This is a genomic window from Blautia glucerasea (genome assembly GCF_020537505.1).
Taxonomy (GTDB): domain Bacteria; phylum Bacillota; class Clostridia; order Lachnospirales; family Lachnospiraceae; genus Blautia_A.
In genome coordinates, this window is record NZ_JAJBMO010000028.1 from 23,387 (window position 1) to 46,976 (window position 23,590).

Annotated in this window: 16 protein-coding genes and 1 pseudogene; 2 read left to right on the plus strand and 15 right to left on the minus strand. The window is 46.0% G+C overall.

From position 1 onward, the window contains the following. Positions 1-132: 132 nt before the first annotated feature. The 6 genes from argS to LIQ05_RS16645 form a co-directional block, all read right to left on the minus strand. Entirely contained in the window at positions 133-1,899 is a 1,767-nt protein-coding gene (gene argS / locus LIQ05_RS16620) for an arginine--tRNA ligase (RefSeq protein WP_226822462.1), read from the minus strand. A 150-nt stretch (positions 1,900-2,049) separates the two neighbouring features. Continuing rightward, positions 2,050-2,919, minus strand: a complete 870-nt coding sequence (locus LIQ05_RS16625; protein ID WP_226822463.1) for a DegV family protein — start codon at positions 2,917-2,919, stop codon at positions 2,050-2,052. Between the two features lie 240 nt (positions 2,920-3,159). Beyond that, entirely contained in the window at positions 3,160-4,164 is a 1,005-nt protein-coding gene (locus tag LIQ05_RS16630; protein ID WP_226822464.1) for an ABC transporter permease, read from the minus strand. 19 nt (positions 4,165-4,183) lie between these two features. Next, complete coding sequence (locus LIQ05_RS16635; protein ID WP_226822465.1) at positions 4,184-5,593, minus strand: hypothetical protein; 1,410 nt, start codon at positions 5,591-5,593, stop codon at positions 4,184-4,186. A gap of 46 nt (positions 5,594-5,639) precedes the next feature. Continuing rightward, entirely contained in the window at positions 5,640-6,479 is an 840-nt protein-coding gene (locus tag LIQ05_RS16640; protein WP_226822467.1) for a carbohydrate ABC transporter permease, read from the minus strand. Positions 6,480-6,482: 3 nt separating this feature from the next. Further along, a complete protein-coding gene (locus LIQ05_RS16645) occupies positions 6,483-7,346 on the minus strand; it encodes a carbohydrate ABC transporter permease (protein WP_226822468.1) in 864 nt (287 codons plus the stop codon). Positions 7,347-7,775: 429 nt separating this feature from the next. Here LIQ05_RS16645 and LIQ05_RS16650 point away from each other — a divergent pair. Next, positions 7,776-8,452: pseudogene (locus tag LIQ05_RS16650) on the plus strand (response regulator transcription factor). A gap of 265 nt (positions 8,453-8,717) precedes the next feature. Here the strand turns inward: LIQ05_RS16650 and LIQ05_RS16655 are convergent. From LIQ05_RS16655 to LIQ05_RS16680, 6 genes are all read right to left on the minus strand, one after another. After that, positions 8,718-10,034: a sensor histidine kinase gene (locus LIQ05_RS16655; protein WP_226822469.1), complete on the minus strand. Its 1,317-nt coding sequence runs from the start codon at positions 10,032-10,034 to the stop codon at positions 8,718-8,720. Between the two features lie 115 nt (positions 10,035-10,149). Continuing rightward, positions 10,150-12,516 carry an ABC transporter substrate-binding protein gene (locus LIQ05_RS16660; protein WP_226822470.1) on the minus strand — a complete coding sequence of 789 codons (2,367 nt, stop codon included), beginning with the start codon at positions 12,514-12,516 and terminating at the stop codon, positions 10,150-10,152. 322 nt (positions 12,517-12,838) lie between these two features. Beyond that, positions 12,839-14,110 carry an ABC transporter permease gene (locus tag LIQ05_RS16665; protein WP_226822472.1) on the minus strand — a complete coding sequence of 424 codons (1,272 nt, stop codon included), beginning with the start codon at positions 14,108-14,110 and terminating at the stop codon, positions 12,839-12,841. 11 nt (positions 14,111-14,121) lie between these two features. Continuing rightward, entirely contained in the window at positions 14,122-16,179 is a 2,058-nt protein-coding gene (locus LIQ05_RS16670) for a hypothetical protein (protein ID WP_226822474.1), read from the minus strand. Between the two features lie 4 nt (positions 16,180-16,183). Beyond that, positions 16,184-16,855, minus strand: a complete 672-nt coding sequence (locus tag LIQ05_RS16675; RefSeq protein ID WP_226822476.1) for an ABC transporter ATP-binding protein — start codon at positions 16,853-16,855, stop codon at positions 16,184-16,186. Further along, the gene (locus LIQ05_RS16680; protein WP_226822478.1) at positions 16,852-18,381 is read right to left on the minus strand and encodes an efflux RND transporter periplasmic adaptor subunit; all 1,530 of its coding nucleotides are present in this window, start codon (positions 18,379-18,381) and stop codon (positions 16,852-16,854) included. The genes LIQ05_RS16675 and LIQ05_RS16680 overlap by 4 nt, the downstream gene beginning before the upstream one ends. A 294-nt stretch (positions 18,382-18,675) precedes the next feature. Here LIQ05_RS16680 and LIQ05_RS16685 point away from each other — a divergent pair, with 294 nt between their 5' ends. Further along, the gene (locus LIQ05_RS16685; RefSeq protein WP_226822480.1) at positions 18,676-19,803 is read left to right on the plus strand and encodes a hypothetical protein; all 1,128 of its coding nucleotides are present in this window, start codon (positions 18,676-18,678) and stop codon (positions 19,801-19,803) included. 116 nt (positions 19,804-19,919) lie between these two features. Here LIQ05_RS16685 and aspS read toward each other — a convergent pair whose 3' ends face one another. The 3 genes from aspS to LIQ05_RS16700 are packed head-to-tail and all read right to left on the minus strand — an operon-like array spanning position 19,920 to position 23,577. Next, positions 19,920-21,725 (minus strand): aspartate--tRNA ligase, encoded by a 1,806-nt coding sequence (gene aspS / locus LIQ05_RS16690; protein ID WP_226822482.1) that lies wholly within the window; start codon positions 21,723-21,725, stop codon positions 19,920-19,922. Positions 21,726-21,741: 16 nt separating this feature from the next. Further along, positions 21,742-22,992, minus strand: coding sequence for a histidine--tRNA ligase (hisS, locus tag LIQ05_RS16695; protein WP_226822485.1), 1,251 nt, complete (start codon positions 22,990-22,992; stop codon positions 21,742-21,744). A 9-nt stretch (positions 22,993-23,001) separates the two neighbouring features. Then, positions 23,002-23,577 carry an HD-GYP domain-containing protein gene (locus LIQ05_RS16700; RefSeq protein WP_226822487.1) on the minus strand — a complete coding sequence of 192 codons (576 nt, stop codon included), beginning with the start codon at positions 23,575-23,577 and terminating at the stop codon, positions 23,002-23,004. Positions 23,578-23,590 lie beyond the last annotated feature (13 nt).

Below are 23,590 nucleotides of genomic sequence, written 5' to 3' on the forward strand. Positions count from 1 at the left end.
AAAAAGGGCTGTGCCCTGCCAATATACATCAGCAGGTTCCACAGCCCTGTAAAACTCTATCTTTTACAAAATAAAATTAACATTTTCCCAATGTCCGTTCCACCAGTCAAAATCCTCTGGTCAACAGCCCGATCACATCTTATCCGGAGCCTCGAATCCAAGCAGATCAATGCTTGTCTCAAGAACTCTCTTGGTCAGCTGCAGAAGACGGATATAGGATTCCTTCTGCGCCTGATTCTCCTCGCTGAGGATCTTAGTCTCATGGTAGAAGCTGTTGAATGCGTTGGAAACCTCATAAATATATGCACAGATCTTGTGCGGAGCTTTCTCTTCAAAGGCACTCTCGATCATGCTGCCAAATCCGGAAAGCTGAAGCATCAGATTCTTCTCACTGCCATTGGAAGCCGGAAGAAGCTCACCAGCTTCAAGGTTACCGCCCTCTTCCACGTAACGGTTCAGAATGGATTTAATACGAACGATTGTGTAAAGGATATACGGACCTGTATTTCCCTCGAAGGAAGTAAAGCGGTCTACATCGAAAATGTAATCCTTTGTCGCCTGGTTGGAAAGATCGCCGTACTTGATTGCCGCCATACCTACGATCTTGGCCGTATCTCTTGCATCCTTGTCACGGACACTTCTGTTCTCCACGATCTTGGTGAACATTTCCTCATCAATGTCTGCGATCAGGTTCTCAAGACGCATAACGCCGCCCTCTCTTGTTTTGAACGGTTTGCCGTCTTTTCCATTCATGGTACCAAAACCAAGGAAAGAAAGCTTGGTATCCTCTTCTACAAGACCAGTCTTTCTTGCGCAACGGAATACCTGGATAAAATGAAGCTCCTGACGCTTATCAACAACGTAAAGGATCTCATCTGGATGGAACAGCTTCATACGCTCCACGATTGTGGCAAGGTCCGTTGTGGTGTAAAGAGAAGCACCGTCTGATTTCAGCAGCATACATGGCGGAATCTCCTTGGTGTCTGTCTCCTCTTTTACATCTACCACAAGTGCGCCCTGGTCCTCATAGGCAAAGCCTTTCTCCTTCATCATCTCTACCATATCCGGAATGTAAGGCTGTGCGTCGGATTCCTTTTTCCACAGGTCAAAAGATACATTTAAGTTTGCATAGTTTCTCTTAAGGTCTGTAACGGAAACGTTCATGATATGGTTCCACAGAGCCATGTAGCCTGGCTTACCCTGCTGAAGAAGGTGAGTTGCCTCCAGTGCTTCCTGGCGGTATGCCTCATCCTCTTTGGACTTGCCGCTTGCACATGGGTAAATCTCCTCCAGCTCGCTGATGGTAAAGGGAGCCTCTGTTGGATATTCGCCTGCAAAATTATCATCAAAATATACAAGCTCCGGCTGTCTGTGCTTCAGCTCGGTGATGATCAGTCCCATCTGAAGTCCCCAGTCTCCAAGATGAACATCACCGATCACCTTGTGACCAACAAAACGGCCGATTCTCTTAATGCTCTCGCCGATGATGGCAGAACGGAGATGTCCTACATGAAGTGGTTTGGCAACGTTTGGTCCGCCGTAGTCGATGACGATGGTCTTCGGCTCTTTGGCTGTGTCTGCGCCAAGCTTCTCATCTTTTTCCATCTCTTTCAGATAATCTGCAAGAAACTCTTCGCTGACCTTCAGGTTGATAAATCCAGGCTTCACCATCTCTTTCATGGAAAATACCTTGGACTCTGCCAGATTGCCAACTACGTCGTCTGCGATCATAAATGGAGCTTTCTTATAAGCCTTGGCACCTGCCATAGCACCGTTACACTGGTATTCGCAAAGGTCAGGACGGTTGGAAACGCCTACTTTACCGTAGGACGGATCGTATCCTGCTTTTTCAAATGCAGCAGAAAGTTCTTCTGCCATGTAGTCTGTAAATTTTTTCATAAATCCTCCTAAATTCCCTTCTTAGGGAGAATATTTCTGTTATCATTTTCTATCAAAATCATTTCGAAGTAAGAAATTGAATATTTTCAGTTACCAACCACAGATAATAACCAAAATCTATGTTTATTGACAACTGCTATTTTCCAACTTCTATACAGTTACTTTCTTACAACATGCAATCGCCAGGGAACCATATCCAATATGACATGCCACGCTAAGGGACAGCGGATCCATATGGATCTCCATGCCAGGAAATGTTTCCTGTATCTCCTGCTTCCACTCCTCTGCTTCTTCTGGGTTACCGGTATAAGCAGCCTGAAGGCACATCTCTCCATTCTGGACAAACTGGGCGAAACGTCCGTCAAAATCTGCTTTCATAGCCTTTAACATGGTACGTCTTGCCTGCTTCTTGCCTCTTACCTTGGCAAAGGCATCCAGCTTCTCCCCCTGGATCTGCAGTACCGGCTTCAGGTTCAGAACAGTACCGATGGCAGCCGCCGCTGGTGTGATCCTGCCGCCCTTTTTCAGATATTTCAAAGTTTCCAGGGTAATATAAATACTGGAATTAAATTTCTCTTCTTCCAGGATCTTCTTAATCTCAGCTCCGCTCCTGCCTGCATCCCGAAGGGCGATGGCATCCTCCAAAGACTGGCGCTGGGTGACAGAAATCCGCTGATTATCCACCACATGTACTCTGCCCTCATATTCCTGGGCAAGTCCCATAGCGGTGGCGCAGGTAGCGCTAAGTCCGCTTGACATAGGGATCTGTACGATCTCATCATATTCCTTCAGAAGATTGTCCCACAATCCCATCGTCTCTCCCGGGCTTGGCTGGGAGGTGGAAATGGAAGCGTCAGACTTCAGCCACTGGTAAAATTCCTCCTGGCTCAGGGTAATCCCCTCCAGGTACATCTTCTCATTAATAAAAAAAGGCATAGGAATAACAGACACTCCAAGTCTGCGTCCTTCCTCCTGTGTAATGCCGCTGTTACTGTCCGTTACAATGGCAATCTTACTCATTCAATCTCTCCTTATCTCATAAAAAGTCGCCGCTGTCCCGCCATTTCTCAGGCGTTACTGTTCACTGCCAGACCAGTAAACAGCGACCGTAAATCTTCATTCCCCGTTCAGGGTCTTACAGTCTATTATAATACCTGGACTCCCATCTGGCAAACACTTTAGAGAAAACACGGCGAAAAAATGTAACAAAATATTTCTTTTTCTGTAAAATTCTTTTGGCAAAAAAGGAAAAAGGACCGCCTATGCGATCCCTATAAGCAGTGCCGCTGCCCCACATTTTATCATACAGGAGATTCCCCTTACCAACCGTTCCGCCTGTGCCATGGTTTTGGGGAACATGATGTACCAGCGGAAGGCCTCCACTGTTTTCTGGATTTTCCCAGGCCAGAAGGAAAAATCTGACCACTTATCCGGCAGCCAGCTCTTTGGAATATCTGATAGCAGTCTCGTGCAAAAAAAGAGACAGATTCCCCATAATAAAATCCTCATAATAAAGCAGCCGCATTTCTTAAGATCAATTCCAGACCTTTCCTCCTCCCGGCTTCCACTTTGCTTATCTCCGTTTTCAAATCTATACATCCATCTGGAAATACTTATTGTAAACATGACAAAAAAAGCCACAGGAAACAGGGGCAGGATCACATCCATCCAGCTGTCATCCACCAAGGTACCGGACAATCCGTTTCCTAGGAGAAAATTGGAAGCAGCGCTTTCCACGCTTTGCCCTTTTTTCCTGCGGATCAGAACCTGAGTGCAAAACAGATTTTTTTGTGCTGGACGGATGAGCAGCATATGCTGGCTCCAGAATGCAACACCTCTCACTTCATAAATATCCTCACCTACCATCAGTTGATTTCCCACACAATTTTCACTGCCGAAAAGATCCAGAGCGGTATTTTTATCGATCACGCAGCCATTCTCATCACTTTCTTCCAGCATAGCTGCCTGCCGGTCATACAGCGCTGCCATTCCTATAATCCCTGTCACTCTGACATTTGTCTGCCTGGAATACCGGGAATTTTTCACAGTCTGTACACCTCCATTACACAGGAAGCAAAGGTCTGTAATTTCGTCTCCCTTTTGGCTGTCCTGCCAAAGCTGCTTCGCCTGGCTTACAGTGAGATAATTGCCATACAGTTCTGCCACCCCGATATCCGTTTTTCCTACATGCACATAATCCTTCATGCCAAAATAAAATAGCACTGACGAAAGCAGCACGGCTGCCATTGCTTTCATATATTTCAAAAAACAATTCTTCTTTTTACTATCCATTCTCAGAAATCCTCACTCTGCAGCCGTCCTTCAATTCCCTGTCTGCCTGCACGACCACACCCTGGTCCGTAGAAAGGCTCCCCTCGCCCAGTGCAGCTGTAGTCTGGTTCTGATCCTGCACTGTAACTTCCAGCTTTCTTGCTGTCATCACGGTGCCCAGCACTGTATTTTCTGTATCAGTAACGTACACATAATCCTTGCCGTCTTCTGAGTATAGTGCCGAAAGCGGGACACAACAAGAATAGGGTCCAGAATCTTTTGATATGGAAAAATCCCCGCTTTGTCCGATAGCCATGCTATCATCCGACAATAAGATTGACAGATCACGAATATCATTATCCTCTTTATTTTCCGTGATATTTTCCACAGTTGTGCCAGAAATATCATTATTGTTATTATCCGTCAGTTTTACCTCAGCACCGGCAGACACATATTTCATATCTTCTTTTGAAATGGTACCTGTCATTCGAAGGGCACCGTCGGAAGAATACAAAACTGCAGCTGCTGTCTGGCCGGTGAGGTCTCCTGTCTGCACAACCAGGTTTTTGATCACGCCATCCGTTGGGGAAACAATGATTCCATCCGTATTTTGAAGTGCTGTAACTTTTTCCAGGTCAGCCCTGGCATTTTCCAGATCCCGCCTGACATTTTCCAGGCTGCTGTCAGAAGCCTCCGGCGCACTGGCATCTGCTACTGCCTTTCCTGCACTAGCCAATGTCTGGTTTCTTCCTGCGATTGCCTCATTCAGTGCCTCCTGTCTGGCGCGCAGATCAGACTGGAGGGCAGCTTCTGCAGTGGAATCATCTTCCTGTGCGATAGCGGTCTCACCATCTGTAAAATCTTCCTCTCCATCTGTAAATCCACTTAAGTCATCCCCGGAAGTTTTAGCTTCTTTTTCCCGGTAAAATTCATCCAGACGCTGCTGCGCTGCCTGGAGTTCTTCTCTTGCATTATCCACAGAAACATTTCCGCTCTGCACAGCAAGATCGTAAGAATTGTCCGCCCAGGCCTGCTCTGACGCACGCTTCTGGCTGTTCACCTTGTTCTGGCTTTCCAGGTCCTTTGCCTGTCCCTCCAGAGTTTTTATTTTATCCTCCAGGTCCCTGGCAGCATCCTCCATACTCTCCCGGGACAGCTTCAGCAAAGTATCTCCTTTTTTCACCGTCTGTCCCTGATGCACCAGTGCCTGCTCCACCTGCAGGTTTTCCAGCACAAACACAGCCACTTCCTGACTTCCCTCCACTTTTCCAGTGCCGCTTACCTCATGGGTGATCACCTGATTGGATGGATTCTTAGTCTGGATCTGTATCACATTTACGGAATCCGAAACTCTTGATAATATGGTAAAAATCAGCATAACTGAAAAAAATATGCCAGTTGCCTGAATTAGTTTTTTCTTCATGTCAATCTCCCTTTTTAGAATTGTTGCTTTACTGCCCCGCTCGTTTCTATTCCTTTACCGCCGTGGAAACAATTCCCTGCTTCAGATAGTCCTGTCCAGACAAAAACACCAGAACTGCAGGTGCAAGTGCCACCACCGAAGCAGCAAACCCAAGCCCCGCCTGTTTCAGATCAATATTTGGCAGATACAAGGACAATGGCCACAATTCTTTTGTTTTCAAAAATACCATCGGCTGTTCGATCAGATTCCAGTATTCCAGGAATCCCAGAACAATGGCAGAAATGACGCCAGGCGAGCCCAAGGGGATGGCAACTATAAAAAACAGTCTAAGCTCACCTGCACCGTCAAGTCTTGCCGCTTCCAGAAGCGCCAGGGGAATCCCTTTAAAAAAGCGGTACATAATAAATACGGGGAATGTAGAAAAAACCGCTGGGAAAATAATCCCCCAAAGCGAGTCAAGAAGCCCAAGTTTATCCAGCACCAGATAGTTGCCAAGGAGCATAACCTGAAATGGCATCATCATCAGTGCGATGTACAAGGTAAATACTATATTTTTCCCTGGGAAATCATATTTTGCAAAGCCCCAGGCAGCGGGCATTCCAACCAAAAGCTCACCAAGGAGTGCGCCAGCTGTGATCTTCACCGAATTCCAGAACATCACAAAGAATTCCGGGGAGTCCAAAAGTACTTCCACATAATGCTTCAAAGTCGGATACTCTGGAAATAGTTTCCAGGAAGCATATCCTTTACTGCCCTCCTGCATTACGGGAAGGAGCAGACCGGTAAGTTCGTTTTTCCCCATAAGGGAACCGACTGCCAGAAACAAAACAGGGAATACAAAAATAAGGGCCAAAAAAGCGAGGAAAAAATAAGTTATCTTTTTCATTTTCTAATCCTCCCTTTCCCATGCTTTTTGCAATAAGAGGACCAGAACCATGATCGTGATTCCAGTAACCACCGCAGCCGCAGCCATTTTATCCATAGCAAGGTCTCTGTACCAGTTATTGAACAGATGCTGGAGAAGATACATATTCTCCTGTGGATAATCGCCTGCCACCAGATACGCTTCCCTGAACACTTTGAAGCCATTTAGAAGTGACAGCACCACAATGGTAAAAAGAGATGGCAGAAGGTTTGGACAGGTAATCCTGGTGAAACATTTACAGATGCCAGCACCATCTACCCTTGCAGCCTCATATAGAGCTGTCGGTATGGTAGAAAGCCCTGCCAGCCACAATACAATGTCATAGCCTAAGTTTCTCCAGATATAGCTGATCACCAGCACCCAGAAAGAAGCCTTGGTATTCAGCCAGTCGATGTGTTTCCACGACAGCAGGTCCAATAAATGGTTCAAAAGTCCCCGTCCATTAAACAGGACTTTCCATAAGATTGCGACGGAGGCAACCGGTATGGCCATCGGTAGCAAAAATGCTGTTTTGAGCAGCTGCTTCTGGTTCTTTCGAAGTTCATTCAATAGGACAGCAGTTATCAGTGACAAAACTACCAGAAGAGGAATACAGATTTCGAAAAACCGAATGGTATTTTTCCCAGCCAGTAGAAATGCCTGATTGGAAAATATCATCTGATAATTCTTAAGTCCAATAAATGTCCCATTCACAGCCCCGAAGAATGATCTGCGGATCACATCCATATAAGGGATCAGCCAGAACAGGCAGACACCTGCTAGGCTTGGGAGAATAAATAAAATGCCTGTAAGGGCATGTTTTCGTTTCACGATAGTTCCTCTTTTCATGATACTTCATTGAGCAGGCTGTCTTTTTGTATTTTCATTTCAAACTGCTCATCGCTCAATGACATTAAGATAGCAGAGGAATCTCTATTCTTTCTCTAAATTTTTCACCTTTATAATCTCCCCCACTTCAAAATAATTAGAGAAATTTTAGAGATTTACGTATATAATAAATACCAGATTGCAGACTGGTGTTTTATGTCCACCAATGGACCGTTCTCGGTTGCGGAGGGCATAGAATGGACAGCTAGTACATCATAAATTAAGTTTCTGCTACATTGACGCAGGTGATTTCTTCGTATGCAAGGCGGAGGAAGGAGGCGTAGCGGTGGCTACGGCGACTGACGACAACGCAGCATATGAAAAATCAGACAAGTCAATGTGGCAGTTACTTAGTTTATGATGTACTAGCTATTATGAAGGGAGTTTCCTATGCGAATTTTAATCATAGAAGATGACAAAGACCTGGCGCAGCTGACAAAGCTGGCACTGGAAAAAGAAAATTTTACAGTAGACGTGTGTCTTGACGGAGCCGAGGGGCTTTATTATATGCAGGAAAATATGTACGACCTGGTAATCTTGGACCGTATGCTGCCCTCCATGGACGGCACCCAGGTTCTTAAAGAAGCCAGACAAGCCCACATCTCCACCCCTGTCATTTTTCTCACTGCACTTGGAGAACTGGAGGACAAGGTCACGGGCCTGAACTGCGGCGCCGACGACTACATGGTGAAGCCCTTCGCTTTCGAAGAGCTCCTGGCACGCATCCGCAGCATTCTGCGCCGCCCTGGAAAATGGGGTGACCTGAATCTCTTGAAACTAGGCGACATCTCTTTTGATCCCGAATGCGGCCGCCTCACCAAAGGCTCCAAAGAGTGCACCCTCTCCGGCCGCGAAAGTGCCCTCCTGGAAGTTTTCCTCCGCAACCCCGGCCAGGTTCTCCCCCGCCCCCTTTCCTCTCCCGGGTCTGGGGCCTTGACTCCGACGTAGAAGACGGCAACCTTGACAACTACATCCACTTCCTCCGCCGACGCCTAAAATCCGTAGACAGCACCCTGTCTTTAAAAACCGTCCGCGGCGTCGGCTACCAGCTGGATGTATACCACTAAAAAAAATACCATGCTGAGCATAGTCTTTACCTTCAACATGGCATTTGCATTTTTCCTTTTCAACAACCAGCGATTTTGCAATGTATATTCATGTAGCCGTGCATTTCAGGAGCGGGTTTAGTGGAGGTGAGATCCGATGGTTACGTAGACTTAGGCGCGAAGGCTTTCCTGAGCGTCTTAGTCGTAGTTACCAGCTAGCTCACCGGAACGCCTGGACGCACGGCGGTGAATATACATTGTAAAAGCGCGTCCGGGAAACCGCCCCCTATTTTTCTTTCGGCAGCTTTATCACAAACGTACTGCCTCCTCCCGGCGTATCTGTGATCCGGATACTCCCCTTATGTAAGGTCACGATCTCCTTCGCAATGCAAAGCCCAAGTCCAAAATGCTGCTTATCCTTCCTGGCCGAATCCTCCCGATAGAACCTCTGGAACACCGCCTCCTTATTCTCATCCGGAATCCCCGGCCCATTATCCTGCACGTAAATCCTGAAATATTTTTCCTTTTCTTCTACACCAAGTTCCATCCTCCCACCTGCTGGCACATAACTCGCTCCATTGTCTAAAAGAATCCCCAGCACCTGACTCAGCCTTGCACTGTCACACTTACAGATGGATAATGGTTCCTCTGGCAGCACCACCTTCAGGGAAATCTTCTTCTCCCGCAAAATCGGCTCATACTTCTCATAAGTCTCCAGAAGCAGGGTATCAAGCTCACAATCTGTCTTCATAACACTCCATGATTTATTGTCCGCATTAGCAAGAGAAAGCATATCCCCGATCAGCCGTGACATCCGATTCCCTTCGCTCTTTATGGTCTGCAAAAGCCTTCCCGTCTCCCCAGTCCCCTTTTCCATAGCCTGTACACAGGATAGGATCACAGCCAGCGGAGACCGAAGCTCATGTGACGCAGAAGCAATAAACTGTGTCTGCTTCTTCCGGTTCTCTTCCAAAGGCCGCAGCATTTTCCCTGTAAAAAGCCAGGAAAACACGCCCAGCGCCAGAACTGCCAACAGCACCATTCCTCCAAACAGCACTCTCTGCTGGAAGATCTGTGCCTTCAATCCCTCAAGAGGATACACAAGAACCAGGCTTAACACGCCGTTCCCCTTTGGGATCAGCGCTGTGCAGGCATAAAAATCCGAAGTCTCAAAATAAACCTCTTTTGGAATGGAAATACTTCCTGCATACTCCACATCCAGTCCCTGCTCCTCTTTGGAAATCCAGGCAGCCTCCGCCAGCATGCTTTCCACAGAATTTTCCCTGGCATTTCCAGTCAAAGCCGCAGCCCCACCTGAGCTTTCCTCATTCAGCTTATCAAAATACATCCTTTTCCCATTGTTCAGGATCCGGAATTCCACTCCATATTCCAGCTTCGCCTCCAGAATCCATTTATGAGAAAGAATGGTCTGATTTTCCAGGTAAGCTACACAGGAATTTCCATTATTCAAAAATCTTTCATAACTGTTGCGGACAAGTCCCCGCTCAAAGATCGCAAGACTGGCAGCCGCCATCAGGATCAGGATTCCGCTTGTGATCAACGTAGAAAATAGTGTCATTTGCCTGTGCAGCTTTTTAAACATCTTAAACTCTCCATACTGCGTCATAGCTTCTGCTTTGCAAACTTCTATGGCGTTTCTTCCTGTTTACTATTTTATTTTTATATTCTGTTTATTTCGTCATTCTCCAACTGCCGGATTATTCCGCCAGATACAGGTTCACCTGCTGTATCACCGCATTTACCGCCTCATCAAGACCGATTTCTCCATTCAGATAGCGCACTCCATTCTCGCAGACTGCACTGGTGATGATCGCATTGTCCAGGGTCGGGGTTGTCAGTGTTTTGCCCAGCTGTTTAAATGCCTCCACTTTATCTGCTGACGGCACCTTGATCTCATAATATAGCTCCTGTCCAGTCACACTGCTGCTTCCTCCGGAAGCCAGCACCTTGCCTTCTTCCCCCTGGTTCCAGTAATCCGCTCCATCGTACACCTTCTCCACAACCGGCAAGCCATCACTCTTTGACAGAAGCTGTCCTTCCTCAGAAAACAGATACTGCACAAATTCCAAAGCTTTGTCCCTCTCTGAGGATTTGGAACTAACACCAATCTTATTTACCGGAATATAACAGTTGGATGTCTGTCCATTCCAAAGCTCATACTCCTGATTTTCCAGCAGATCGGCAAAAGATGTCACAAACGCAAAATCATAGGATGAAAAAACGCCGCCAAGTGCAAACAAGCTTATTCCGGAAAAGACTGCAACATTTTCCCAGGCAATTCCATAGCTCCGTTCATATTCTGGTGTCTGGCTGTCATCAAAAGCCTGCGGATAAGCAGCCTTCATCTGGTCCACTCCATCCTTTCCAGCCTGGTAGATCCTTCCCATCTGCTCAAGAAACTCCTTCACTTTTTCTTCATCCAGGGTTCCGTCCGTCTTCATCCATGCTGCAGAATTATTGTCTGCAAACTGCTCCAAAAGCGTTTCTGGAAATAAAGAATACACAAATGGGAACTTATAAAAGGTCTCATCAGCCGTTCCATACTCGTCTTTATGCTTCTCTACAACATCTGCCAGGGAAGTAAGGTCCGTGACAGCCTCCACATCTTCTTTTTGCCCCTGGATCATTGGGATTCCAAATTTCACCGGCATTTCATAGATACTGCCATCCTCTTCTGTATAGGCCGCCTGAATGTTGGAAAGGATTCCTGCATCCTTCAAAACGCCGCTTAAATCTTCCAGCATGCCCTGCTGAATATAAGTTTCAGAAGAAATCCCGTCCATGATCAGTATATCCGGGCCTTTTCCTGCCATAATCTCTGTGTTCAGGGTTTTTAGAGCATCCGTACGGGTTACCCCATCATCCCCTGACATTCCTGTTTCCAGAGTCAGATAAATATCTGGATGTTCCTTTTGGAACATGACCACAGCCTGCCGAATGCTGGAATTACTATCCAAGGAATAAATCGTCAGCTCTGTATCTGGCACTGTGGGCATATCCGCGGAATAGGTATAGGAAAACAGTTTTCCCTCCATATCACCGGAATCATAAATCACTACACCTATATAAATTTTTCCATCTTTGTCCTGCGCCATGCAGTTAAAAGCCTTGTTGGTGGAACTGATAGAATTCAGACTTCCATCGATCACCTGCTCGATCACGTTGCCCCCAAAGGCATAGCGGTACAAGCCAGTACTGTCTGCATAAAACAAAGTGCCTTCCTCGTCTCCATCCATAAACATTAGGGACGTGCCAGAAGAATTGCCAAATTCCAGATTGGAAGGGGTCTTTTTCAGCTGCTCCGTCAGTGCGTCACCACCCTCGGCAGGCTTGCCGGAAGCAATATCATAATAACGGACATCTCCATCTGCAATTACAATCAGATACTCCGGGGTTACTCCCATATAATCTGTGTGCTTTCCTTTCTCGTATTCATGAACCACACTGCTATCTGCCGGATTAATTTCCAGAATTCCGTTTCCTGTAAGCTCCAAAAATAGATTGCCATTTGTCCCGATTGCCATATCCCAGGAAAAACTTCCAGACACATCACTTCCAAGCTCCAGCTTTTTCCCTTCCCCTCCAGAAGGACAATAATAATAATCCATGTCCCCTGTACTGTTCTCATCTTCAGACTCTATAAACACACCGCCCAGAATACTTCCATCTTTCCCAAGAGCTGCTTTATAAAAAGAAACTCCGTCCAGACAGAAAAGGCTTGTAAGAGATTTCCCAGCCCCCCATGTCTTTCCCTGATCCAAGGACTTGTAAAGAGCCAGTTCGTAATCACTGTTTCTTGCGAGCATCTCCATACTGCCATCTTCCATAATCTGCAGGCTGGCCACCTCTGTACAAGCTTCCGGCACCGCCAGTTCCTCTTCCAGATAACGTCCCATTGCTTTGGAATCTTCAGTGTCTTTGGAATTGCTTTCCTTATCTTCCTGACTGCTGCCAGTGCTTCCATTGCCACTGCCACAACCGGTAAAACTTCCAGCTCCTGCAATTGCCAGACATGCTGCTGTAGAAACAGACAACAGTCTTTTTAACTTTTTATATTTCTGCATATGAAAATTCCCCCTCCATTGTTAAGGTTTTGTTCAGGCACCGATCCGCATTGCATAAAATCTCCTTTGCGGCTTCGCCTCTGCATAACCACAACCTTACCAAAGGAATCTCTATCTAATCTCTAAACAGTACAACCTGTTTTCCCTATATTTTGTAAAAACAAGACCAGACATGTGCTTTGAATTTTGCCTGTTGTCGCGGCAGTGACCAAGTTCTCATATAAACATCCCCCATGGCAGTCATCTTGCAAAAAGAGCAGTTATCAACACAGAATCTTTTATTTGTGTATCAAACCGCTCATTTTTATAACAATATTAACATTTATTCACTTCGAAGTGCATCAATCGGATTCAAATTCGCAGCCTTCACAGAAGGAAGCAGACCGAAGATAATTCCGATCAGCATAGAGAATACTACAGAACCTACAATAGCAGGAACGCTGATGGCGGTAGGTGAACCAGCCACCCTGGATACGATCTTGGAAAGTCCGATTCCAAGGATTACTCCGATAATACCGCCTACGCTGGTAAGTACCGCTGCTTCTGTAAGGAACTGGCCAAGAATCACCTTCTTTCTTGCACCAATCGCCTTCTTCAGACCGATCTCCTTGGTACGCTCTGTTACAGATACCAGCATAATGTTCATAACGCCAATACCTCCAACCAGAAGGGAAATACTTGCGATCCAGATCAACTGGGAATTGGTGCTCTCGCTTAAATCCTGAAGATCCTTTACACGCTGCATAACATCGTCAGCCTTGTACTTAAAGCTGCTGCTTCCGCTTCCGGTAGTGCTGATGGATTTGTTCAGAATCTTCGCAACTGCAGAACCGGCTTCACTCATGTTGTCTGTGCTGTCAACCTTGATGATGGCATTTTCCGGTTCATCAAACTTATAAGAAATGGGCCAGCACTTATTGGGAATCATTACCGTTCCGATCACGCTCTCATAGTAACTGTCAAAATCATTTGGCGTATCCATATTCGGAAGGCTGTCTGAAGACTGCCTCACAACCCCAACCACTGTATACGGCTCTGAACCGATCTCAATGATTTTCCCTATGGGATTTTTCCCTGGAAACATGGTGTCTGCGGCATAGCTGTCTATCAATGCAACCTTGCGGAAACCATCATAATCTGCCTGCACAAGACCTCTTCCGGAACGCACCTGATAACCACAGGTATCCAGATAATTCATATCAATACCGTAGACCTTGCCACCGGAAAAACTGGTGTTCTCATAATAAACATTGCTGTTGTAATCTGTTCTTCTGTAAAAAAAGGTTGCATTTTCTACATGGTCTGCTTTTAACACTTCATCCTTCAGGCTCTGGCTCAAAAGAGGCGTGGAACCTGAAGAACCGCCATCATAATAATCCACACTATATGCACTGTCACCCTGTGACAACGTGATATTCACTGTGTTGTTTCCGGAACCGATCAGATTGTCTTTGATCTGCTCACTGGTTCCCTTAATCGTGGAAACAATGGCAATAATAGATGCAATACCAATGATAATACCCAGCATTGTAAGGAAAGATCTCATCTTGTGTGACCAGATTCCCTGGAATGCCAGACGTATATTTTCAAACATGAAATCCCTCCTTAACCAAGACCGCCGTATGATGTGGTGTCATATCCCATAAACTCATCCAGTGATCCTTCTTTTGTCTTCATACCTTCTTTTACAGATTTGGAATAAGGGAATGCAATTTTGTCATCCAGAGATAATCCACCACTGACCAGCACATAAGTACCACCGTTTACATTCTCCTTTACCTTTACGATCTGTTTCTTCAGCACACCGTTATTATCCTTATATACATAGCTCACACCGTCTTCTGTACGCACAAACGCCTTGGAAAGCACAATGCCGTCTGTACTCTGGGTCTGCTGTTCCAGCTGAATATCTACCCAGTCTCCTACGCTTACCTGGGCAGAATCATCTGTGATCTTGGCTGTGAAGGTGTAGGAGGATACATTTGGATTGCTGTCTCCATAATAATAGGAGTCGTCTCCATCTACTGCATAATCAGATACCTGTACCACCTCTGCCTCAAAAACCATATAACCATTTTCGCCATAGGAATTACAGGTCAGCATAGTGCCCTCCTGTACCTGGTCAAGCATCAGCTCACTGACAGTTCCCTGTACATAATAGCCATCTTTACTCTTTACCATCATAAAAGCATCGGATTCTGAGTTGGTTCCGGTAGCGGCATCACCCACGGTAGTTACAATACCATCCAGCTTACTTGTGATCAGCTGTCTGTCCGCTTTTTTCTGAAGCTTGCTGATGTTGATCTCGCTCTCCTGAATGTCCAGTTCCAGACTGGCGATCCGTTTTTTCTGGATCCTAATCGCTTCCGAACGGGATAAGGAGGAACTGCCTCCTCCGCTGCCATTGTCGCCTGGAATAACGGGATCATCATTTCCATTGTCATACTGCATGGCGCCTTCCAGTGTGAAATCCATTTCTGCAAAACGGTCCACTGGATTGGACAACATGTTTCCATCAATGAGATAATAGCCGGTACAGGATGCTTTCCTATTCGTATAATCTCCAATGGTATCATTCTGGTGGAATTCCAGCAGATACCAGTATCCGCCCGGATGAAGCAAAATGGTTCCATCTGCATTGTAACCAGCCATCTTGTTCAAAAAAGCTCCTGTTACGTTTACCTTTGCCTTCGCACTGGAGCAAAGATACAGATAAGGATTCTCCTTTGTTCCACTTCCCTGATAAGGTGTGGTGTCATAATCCAGGGTAAGATAAAATGGTTCGTCGCCATCTACAAAGCCATCATTTCCTCCCAGGGTAGTGCCTCTGTTCAGATCAGAGCCATCCCCGTTTGCATCAGAAGTAAAACCATCCTGGCTGGAATCTCCGCTGCTGAACCCATCATTTGACGGTTCCTCATAGAAATCAGACGCAGTGCCGGAATCCATAGTTGTATCTTCTGTTCCATCAGAAGTATCCCCGCTGTCACCGTCAGCACTGGTCATATCGTCTGCCGAATCTGCACCTGACAGATCTTCCTCTGCGTTTCCTGCCTCCTGGCTGTCTGCAAATCCATCTGTCACCGCAGCAAGCAGCATAGGCTGTAAAACTGCTGCCAGATAATGATCGGATGCCGTTACATTTGCAGAAGACATTTCATCATCCCCAAGGGAATCATCATCGGAATCTGTTCCGGAATCAATTCCAGAGTCCTCCCCGGAGTCGATCAGATTATCTGCTGAGGATGCATCGGAATCCAGAATAGGACCGCCATTTTGAAGACTGGTAAGCCTTTTCTTCGCTGTGGCAAGGTCCTGCTGCTGTTTCTGGAGTTTCAGCTTGGCTATATTCAGTTCCATCTCCACAAGAGTCATATCAAATGAGATCAGCTTATCACCAGGCTTCACTTCATCTCCCTTGCTTACATAAACTTCCTCAATGATCATATCCTTATCTACGGTAATCCGCTGTGTGGCATTGGCGTATATATTACCGCTTAAGGTAGTGTCTGAATCATATCTCTCACCGACAAGGTCACTGACATTTGCTACCAGAACCTCCTTCTGGCTTCCCTTACGCGCATACATAAGACCGCCGCTGATACCAGTTCCCACAAGGGCCGTAATCACCAGGCCTATAATAACTTTTTTCACTTTTCCCATGGGATCACCTCTTTTCCTGCAGCTCACCATCACGGATCATAACCACCCGCCTGGCATGCGCTGCGATCTCTGGATCATGAGTGATCATAAGGACGGAAACACCTTCCTCATTCAGTTTCTGGAAAAGCTCCATAACCTGCTTACCTGACTTACTGTCCAAGGCTCCGGTAGGTTCATCTGCCAGAAGAAGCCTTGGATTGTTTACAATGGCTCTGGCAATGGCCACCCTCTGCATCTGTCCGCCCGAGAGCTGGTTCGGCCTGAAATCCACACGGTCTGCCAGACCAACTCTGTCAAGTGCTGCAAAAGCACGCTCCCTGCGCTCTTTCTTCGGAACATGTGCGTAATTGAGAGGCATCTCTACATTGGATATAGCCGACTGTCTTGGCAAAAGATGGAAGCTCTGAAATACGAACCCGATCTTGTTCAGACGGATATCTGACATTTCATTCTCCGAACATTTGCTGATATCCTGCCCGTCCAGAAAAAAGGTGCCCTTGGTTGCCTGATCCAGACAGCCAATTATGTTCATAAGTGTGGACTTACCAGAACCAGAAGGACCCATGATGGCTACATACTCGCCCTCTTCCATGGAAAAATTTACGTCCTTTAATACTGGAACTGTCATTTTCCCCTGCTGGTAATCCTTATAAATTCCTTTCAGCTCAAGTATCATCCTGCTGCCTCCGTATCTTCAGAGCCGTACTGTCCCGGCTCATCGATGCTGTCGTCGGTAAAATCTTCTGTACTGTCATCAAAGGTGCTGTCGTCCACCATATCTTCCGAATAATCTCCGGAATCATCTTCTGAATAATCACCATCAATCACAGCGTCCATGCTGTCATCTATCACACCGGATTCAAAATCTGCACTGGAATCGTCTTCCTCCACTGGCTCCATAATGTCTCCATCTGAGTAGTCACTGTTATCCAGATTGGTCTCCATGTCAATATTTTCCAGCTCTTCATCAGTCATCTCAGACATATCCCTGGTACTCATACCTTCCACAAGGCTATCTGACGGAAATGCAATGCTGTCGTCCTCCGTCAGGCCGTCTGCGATCTCGTATTCGGAAAGATTCTCATCATATTGTCCAAGAATAACGGAACGCTTCTCCAGTTTTCCCTTGGAATCCACAGCCCAGACATAAGGACTGTCTGTGTCAGCATCCACAATATAGTATTCCCCAAGCCAGATACCAGTTTTCTGATCTTCCTGGCCTTCATCCATCTCTATGTATACATGCTGCCCCAGCATCAGGCCCTCAGAGGAATCCAGGGTTACATAGAATGGATAGGTACTGGAGCTGGTCGTGTCATCTCCGCTTGACATTCCAAAATAAGAGTTGCTGCTACTGCTGTTAGAGGAATTCTGCTCATCCACAGCGCCCATGGTTCCATGCCAGATCTGGTTCTCATCCACTCTGGAACGGACAAGAACTGCAGAGCCAGGAACTACTGTATTACGGTTCTGCTCATTTACCTGGCCTTTAATACGGTAGGCACCGGTACTGAGGATGGTGATAAAGGCATTATCAGAGGAATCACTTCCATAATCAGAGCTCATGCTGTCATCCAGGGTATCTCCATCGTCGCTTCCCAGCTTGCTGGTATCAATCTTCTGGATCACACCGTCAATCTCGCTTCGCACCTCTGTGTTGGTAGTCGCAGCCTGCAGCTTGTCAATCTCCGCCTGCTTGCTTACCTGGTCATACTCATTTTTCTTAAGATTCATCTTGTTGGTCTCAATCTCAATGGTATAGGAAAGCTGACTGCTCTTATTGGCTTTCTTTTTCTCTTTCTCAAGAGTGGTGATCTGCTCGTTCAGGCTAAGGGCCTCATTCTTCAGACGGTCCAGCGCCAGCTGTGCTTCCTTCAGGCTGTCCTGAATACTGCTCAGATCATACTCAAAAAGCAGCTGTCCTTTCTTTACTTCATCGCCGGTCTTTACCTTGACTTCTGTAACCGTTCTGCCGCTCTCAATGTTTACCTTCACAGTCTCCTGGGGCTCTACCACACCGGCAAACCGGTTCAGCACGCCGGAGTCCTCTCCAAGAAGGGTGCTGATCTTGGTCACATAGGCCACTTCACCGGAAGCAGCCGACGAATCGGCATAATTCTCTTTATAATAATACCAGCCACCGGCACCAGCTGCCCCAGCGAGAATGATCAGTCCCCCGATGACAAAAACTTTTTTCTTCATGGTTACCTCCTGTACGATAACTCAATGCAATTCATATATAACACGTAAATTATAGCAGATGCCTTCTCTCTTCTGTCATCTGCATTTACCTTGTTTATCATACCAGATTCCAGCCCAAAAAGAAAGTATTCTAAACCTGTAATCGAAAACAATAATACATTTTTCACAATTTTTTCATTCTTTTTTTAGAAATATCGTATAAGTTTTTGGTATTTTTGACTTTTTTACCGAAAACTGGTATAATAGAGAAGCTTTATAAGCATTTATCCAATAACCCGAAAGGAAAGAAACTGTATGAAGTCAGCAAAATATCTGCTTCCTCTTCTTTTACTTTTTTCCACCCTTTTCTTATGCGGCTGCACCAGCAAGGAAGAAAAAAAGATAGACGAAGTAGTAAAAAGGGAACTGGATCTTCTCAAGAATCTGGATTCCGACACCACACAGAAGTACATCTCCTACCAGGAGCTATTTCCTGAAGAAGCCGAAGACACTACCGATACTTCTGATATAGAAGAAGTCTTTTCCCTCTTTTTCCAGGATTTCGATTATAAGATCCTGGATGTTCACGTAGACAAGGACAAAGAAAGCGCCACAGCGGATCTCCGCCTGTTTACCCTGGATGCCCATGCACTTGCAGAGGATTTTTCCAAGGCCCAGCTGAAGCAGGAAATCTCCCTGGCTGCTGCAGATCAGTCTGATGACCAGACCTTTTCCCTGGAAGACCGCTACCGCATTCTTAGGGAACTGCTAAGTACAAATGATTACCAGACTGTAGAGCGGAATTGCACCATTACCCTCACAGCCACCAAGGAAGATACTGAGAATAACTGGGAAATCAGGCGTAACAATACATTAGAAAATGACCTTGTCGGCGGTCTTATGAATTATCTCACAGATCCGGACATTCTTTCTCCGGAAGACACGCTTACTGTATACTTTGATACCCTGAAAGACATGTCAACAGAGGAACTGGGCAATTATCTGAATGCCGACTCCATTGTAAGCTCCGGGGATTCCGAAAAGATCCAGCTTGCCGATGCACTGGTTGACCAGGTACATTCTTCTTTTGATTATTCTGTAGGAGAAGCTACTGTTTCCGGCTATCACGCCACAGTCAGTGCTTCGATCACAACCTTTGACAGTGATGCTATTTTGAAAAATTATAACAAAGATCTGGATACTTATCTTTCTTCTGTTGATGCCGTGATCGATGGGGCACAGAAGCGCTATGAAAAATCCTACAGCATGCTTTTGGACGTAATTGACAAAAATACGGCTACCAAAACTGTGGAAACGGCCTTCCCCCTTCTTAACGATGGTGCTTCCTGGAAACTGGAAGATGCCGGAACAGTGTTTGGACAGGCTTTGTTTGGAGGCTTAAGCTCCAGCCCGGTGGAAGATGCTGCAGATTCTGACAATTAAGATTATGATATTTATGTTCATACCTCTTCCGGTAAGCGCAGAGATGTTTTTTCGCATTTTATCCTATTATAAAAAAATCCTGCCCAAGAATCAGGCAGGATTTTTTTTATAATATTTTATTCTTCAGTCTCTTCTACAGCTTCTTTCTCTACCTCAAGTCCCAGCTCATCCAGCTGTGCCCCGCTTACGCGCTGCGGTGCCTGAGTCATCAGACAGGAAGCATCTTTTACTTTCGGGAATGCGATTACGTCACGGATACTGTCAACCTTGGCAATAAGCATAACCAGACGGTCAAGACCGTAAGCCAGTCCAGCGTGAGGCGGAACTCCGTATTTGAATGCATCCAGAAGGAATCCGAACTGCTCATGGGCAGCTTCCGGAGTAAATCCAAGTTCTTTGAACATTCTCTCCTGAATATCATCCTGGTGGATACGAACACTACCGCCGCCAATCTCGTTACCATTAAGTACGATATCGTAAGCCTTTGCACGAACAGCCCCTGGATCTGTATCAAGAAGCGGAATATCCTCATCCATCGGCATTGTAAATGGATGGTGCATAGCTGTGAAACGGTTCTCTTCCTCGCTCCACTCAAGAAGCGGGAACTCAGTTACCCATACGAAACGATACTCGTTCTTGTCCAGAAGATCCATCTGTTTTGCAAGCTCCAGACGAAGTGCACCAAGAACATCATAAACCAGTTTCTTCTTATCTGCTGCGAACAGTAGCAGGTCACCTGCTTTACCATCCATAGCAGCTACAAGTGCATCCATCTCTTCCCCTGTCATAAATTTGGCAAAGGAAGACTTTCTGGTGCCATCCTCTGCGATTGCAATATATGCAAGGCCTTTTGCGCCATATCCTTTTGCAAATTCTATTAACTTATCAATTTTCTTACGCGGCATGCTGCCCTGGCCTTCTGCGTTAATACCACGAACGCTTCCGCCAGCTTCCAGAGCACCTGTAAATACAGAGAAGCCGCAGTCCTTCACAATCTCACTTACATCATGAAGCTCCATGCCAAATCTCATATCCGGCTTATCAGAACCGAAACGGTCCATTGCTTCCTGCCATGTGATTCTCTCGATTGGAAGCTTCACGTCAATACCAAGAACCTCTTTGAACAGGTAGGAAAGGTATCTCTCGTTTACATCGATTACATCGTCAACATCTACGAAGGAAAGCTCCATATCGATCTGTGTAAACTCCGGCTGACGGTCAGCACGAAGATCCTCATCACGGAAGCATCTTGCGATCTGGATGTATCTGTCATATCCGGAGCACATCAGAAGCTGTTTGTACAGCTGCGGTGACTGTGGCAAACCATAGAAACAGCCTGGATGTACACGGGAAGGTACCAGGTAATCTCTTGCTCCCTCTGGAGTACTCTTTCCAAGCATAGGAGTCTCAATCTCTAAAAATCCCTCATTTGTAAAGAAGGATCTAGTGAGCTGCATAACACGACTCTTCAGGATCAGGTTTCTCTGAAGATCCGGCCGTCTTAAGTCAAGATAACGGTATTTCAGACGTACATCCTCTTTTGTCTTGCTATTCTCCTCAACCGGGAACGGAGGAACCTCTGCCTCAGAAAGAATACGAAGGGATTTTGCCCTTACTTCAATCTCGCCTGTTGCAAGATTCTTATTTACAGCACCTCCACGCTTCTCAACAGTTCCGGTTACTGCGATTACAAACTCACTTCTCAGCTTGCCAGCCTTGGCAAAGCCTTCCTCATCAATGGAGCCATTCTCGAAGATCAGCTGCATGATACCGCTGCGGTCACGTAAATCTACGAAAATGATTCCTCCTTTATCTCTTGCTTTCTGAACCCATCCCATAAGGGTTACTTCACTGCCTACCATCTGTGTGGTCACTTCTGCACATCGACAGGTTCTGTGCAGTCCCTGCATACTCTCAGCCATTTTAAGGCGCCTCCTTTTATCTATTAAAGAATTCCACAAATTCTGTATAGCCTTCTGCTGCCATCTGGTCTTTCTGGAATTTTTTATTCTTCTTCATAATGGAGATGTTAACCTGAACTCCGGTTTTTCTCTCCTCTTCTGCCTGGCGGAAAATCTCGATCAGCTTGTCTGACGGCATATTCTTCTCAATGAGATAGGCCTTCTTCGCCTTTGCTGTGGGAATCTGATAGCCTCTCTCAAGAAGGAGCATAACAATACGCTCAAATCCTATAGAGAATCCGCATGCACTTGTATTATTTCCGGTAAATTTGCCGATCATCTCATCATAACGTCCGCCGCCTCCGACACTTCCGCCGAACTCATCCATGGAAATCTCGAAAATTGGACCTGTGTAGTAAGACATACCGCGGACCAGAGTAGGATCAAATGACATCTTAAAGTCTGCTGTCTTCACAGCCTCTACTGTGGAGATAATAGTCTCAAGATCTGCTGTGATCTGCTCGTCAAGAACATCTGCCAGCTTCTCTTTGCAATATCTGACTCCCTGAATATCAGAACTGATCTCCTTAAACATAGCAAGATAAGTGTCAATGCTCTCTTTTTTGAAGCCTTCCTCTTCCAGTTCTTTCGCTACGCCTTCCAGACCGATCTTATCCATCTTGTCAAGAATGATAAATACAGTGTCAAAGCTCTCCTTGGGGAATCCGCTGTACTCAGCCATAGCCTTCAGGATACGGCGGTCATTGATACGGATAGTGAAATTGTGAAAATCAAGCTTGCCAAGAAGGGTGGTGGTAGCCAGTACCAGCTCGATCTCTGCCATGTAAGTAGGCTCACCCAAAATATCAATGTCGCACTGCATAAACTGACGGAAACGACCTCTCTGCGGACGGTCTGCTCTCCATACATAGCCCATCTGAAGTGCCTTAAATGGTCCAGGCAGCTCATTGGAGTTATTGGAATAATATCTGGAAAGCGGTACTGTCAGGTCATAACGGAGACCGGAATCTACCAGATCTGCCTCTTCCTTCGCCTGATCTAATTTCAGCTTCTCGCCTCTTTTTAAGATCTTGAAGATCAGCTTCTCATTGTCTCCGCCCTGTTTGCTGCACAGATTCTCAATGTGCTCTACGCTTGGAGTTTCAATTGAAGTAAATCCGAAGGAACCATATGTCTCACGGATCAGTCCGGTAACATAGTTACGGATTTCCATCTCCTTCGGTAAAATATCTTTCATGCCGGTAACCGGCTTTTTCTTTAATGCCATGTGTCCTCCTTATTTCCCAGTCTGCCTGGTGTGTACTACTCTTTGAAATGCAAGAAATACTTCCACATCAAAGTTTTTTATTTCATCTATCATCAGTTCCATTACTGTACGCATGTCAAATGCCTTGCGATAAGAACGGTCCTGGCTTAATGCACAGAACACATCGCATACCCGAAGGATCCTGGCACCGATGGGAATTTCCTTTCCTGCCAGATTGGACGGGTAACCACTTCCATCGTAATTTTCATGATGATAAAGAATACTCTCAAGAACAAAATCCGAATAGTCCTGGTCTTTCAGCTCTTCATAGCCAAGCTTGGAGTGCATACGGACATATTTCAGCTCCTCGATCACCAGAGGATTGCTTTCCTGTCCATTAATGTAGCTTCTCAGTTTCAGCTTTCCGATATCGTGAAGCATTCCTGCGATTGCAAGGTCATAGCACTGCTCATGAGGAAGACCAAGCTCCTGACTTACTGCATAAGCCAGATTGCTTACTGCGATTCCATGCTTCAGTTCTGCTGATAAGTCAAATTCCAGAAATCTGTCGGATGGTTCTGATTGGTCACTGGAAAGCTTTTCCAAGAATTTTCCCTCC